This is a genomic window from Pseudoalteromonas sp. NBT06-2, assembly GCF_002276045.1.
GTDB lineage: Bacteria > Pseudomonadota > Gammaproteobacteria > Enterobacterales > Alteromonadaceae > Pseudoalteromonas.
Genome location: NZ_NQMR01000296.1, coordinates 1 through 2425 on the forward strand (window position 1 = coordinate 1; position 2425 = coordinate 2425).

Annotated in this window: 2 protein-coding genes; both read left to right on the plus strand. The window is 35.7% G+C overall.

Annotation, left to right across the window (positions count from 1 at the left end; all coding sequences use genetic code 11):
- Positions 1 to 184 precede the first annotated feature (184 nt).
- The gene (locus CJF42_RS25510; protein ID WP_095369302.1) at positions 185 to 1234 is read left to right on the plus strand and encodes an acyltransferase family protein; all 1050 of its coding nucleotides are present in this window, start codon (positions 185 to 187) and stop codon (positions 1232 to 1234) included.
- A gap of 38 nt (positions 1235 to 1272) precedes the next feature.
- Positions 1273 to 2136 carry an alpha/beta hydrolase gene (locus tag CJF42_RS25515; protein ID WP_095369303.1) on the plus strand — a complete coding sequence of 288 codons (864 nt, stop codon included), beginning with the start codon at positions 1273 to 1275 and terminating at the stop codon, positions 2134 to 2136.
- Positions 2137 to 2425 lie beyond the last annotated feature (289 nt).

Below are 2425 nucleotides of genomic sequence, written 5' to 3' on the forward strand. Positions count from 1 at the left end.
TTCCGCCTTTCACGCACATATTAAACTTAAAATATTCATCAAAGCCTTTGATATAACAAGCGAATAAGGGTATTTTAGATAAAATTAAAATCATGATAGACGGAAAAATCCTATGTTTAAACACGTAATAAATCGGTCTGTTAAACATCTTAGATGCCCATAAAATTCTAAACAGGAGTAAGTTTTGGAAATTAAAAAGCTAAACACGTTACGAGGATTAGCTGCTCTAATAGTTTTTGTAACTCACTTTAGCGATATAACAAATTGGCTTGGTGGTGTTTTAGGTGGCGGCTCAGGAGCATATGGTGTTATGCTCTTTTTCTTGTTGAGCGGCTTTTTAATGTCTTACCTTTATTTAGACAGGGGGTTCAATAAGGTTAATGTTAAGGGTTACTTGTTAGCCAGAGCTGGAAGGGTGTTACCCCTGTATTTAGTTGTTGTGCTTAGCTCTTATTATCTGTCTCTAGCGGGCAGTGATTTTCTGTACAACATACCTGACTTCAATGCGCTATTAGGTCATTTGTTATTTTTACATGGTGAAAGTGTTCTTTGGTCAATCCCGCCAGAAATACAGTTTTATTTCATTTTTATTATTTTCTGGTCATTCGCTAAGGGTCGGGCAGGGTATATTTACCTCTTAAGTCTTGCGGTAATGATTTTACTGTTTTTGACAAATTTTCCCAGAATACATGGTGATATAAACGGCGTTCCATACAACGTTTTCAGTGTTCTAAGAACCCTGCCCTTCTTTTTCGTTGGGGTTATCTTTGGAATGCACTATAAGTCTATCAAAACTCCAGAGTACCTCAGAAGTCACTGGTTTATATTGGCTCTATGTTTAATTCCGTTAATGTATCCTGAGTTGACCCCAGTTACCTCTGATGCCAAAAGAAAAATGTGGCTAAGTTATGAAGTGCTGATTGTCATGAGTACAGTTTTCTTTTGTATAGTGTTCTTGGTTCCTAATAACAATATTTTATTAGCTAACAAGATCGGTGATTTTATTGGAAAAATATCCTACTCCCTGTATTTGTTGCATATGCCAATAATTGAGAAAGTAAATCAATTCAATTTATCTATTGAGTTTAAGTTCATACTATCTTTAGTTTTAAGTCTTTTAGCTGCATTTATATCATATAGATACTTCGAAAAACCTGTTGCAAAGCTAATACGAAGTAAGGCATCTAATAAGTCAAGTCAGCATGACGTCCGCAAAGCTATCGCCTCTGCTTGAGGCGTTGGTATTTAGCTTTCACACATTTAAGGAACAAGATGTTTTTAAATAGCATTAAATTAATATTTGTAGCATTCATTTTTTTCTCTGTGCAGCTATGTGCAAAGGAAAGTACAGAATTTAAGATTCGAAATACGCAAACGCAACAAATAAAATCTGAAAAAAGCGGGTTGGAGTACGAACTGTATATTCGTTTGCCTAAAGATTACTCTAGAAGCAATAGAAAATACCCCGTAGTATTGATAAATGATACAGGTTATTCGATAGCAGTAGCCAGTGGAATTGTTCACCTGATGGCAGACCGGGATATTGAGGACGTAATTATTGTTGGGATTTCATATTCCAAAGGTCATAACCCTTTACTTAGTAGAACAAGAGACTACACGCCATCATATGCACCAAATGAGAAGCATGGGCATTCGCTCGAAGTTCAAAAACATTCAGGTAAAGCCAGTCAATACATTAGTTTTATTTCAGAAGATGTTTTACCGCTCATTAGCAAAACCTACCGTATTAAACAGGATAAAAAAATATTTGTAGGCCATTCATATGGTGGATTGCTAGGGGCTAACATTCTCATAACCAATCCAGAGTTGTTTGATTACTATATCTTAGGAAGTCCTTCATTTTGGTATGACGACAAAGTCATGTTTCGACTTGAAAGAGACTATGCAAAAAATAATGAAACCATGAAAGCAAATGTGCTCATGTATATCGGCAGTAAAGAAGGACGCATGGTTGAGGAAATGCTGGCATTCGAGAATCAATTACAATCACGAGATTATCAAGGGTTAAACATTCAATCTAAAGTATTGCCCGGGTTAACTCATTTCAGTGCTTTTGCAGTGTTATTAACGGATGGCCTTCAAAAAGCAATTTCAAAACAAAATAAAGGGCGCTAACATACAAGGATAGGTGTCAGCTCTATCGAAAGAGCTGCCTTAATAAAAAGAATCACCACCATCAATCAAATACCCGCTACTTACTTCTACCAACTTCACTTAACAACCCCTATCATCTCACTCACTTTTCAAAAACTCTAAAGAACAAGAATCTAGTTTTGAAAGAATATTTGCACTCCTTAATCGTTCAAAGGACTCATTTATAATTTTATGTTATTTCTGCATTGTCTGAGTACAACGTCAACTTTCAAAACAGTTAAGTTAATAACACGTAACACCTCAATAACCC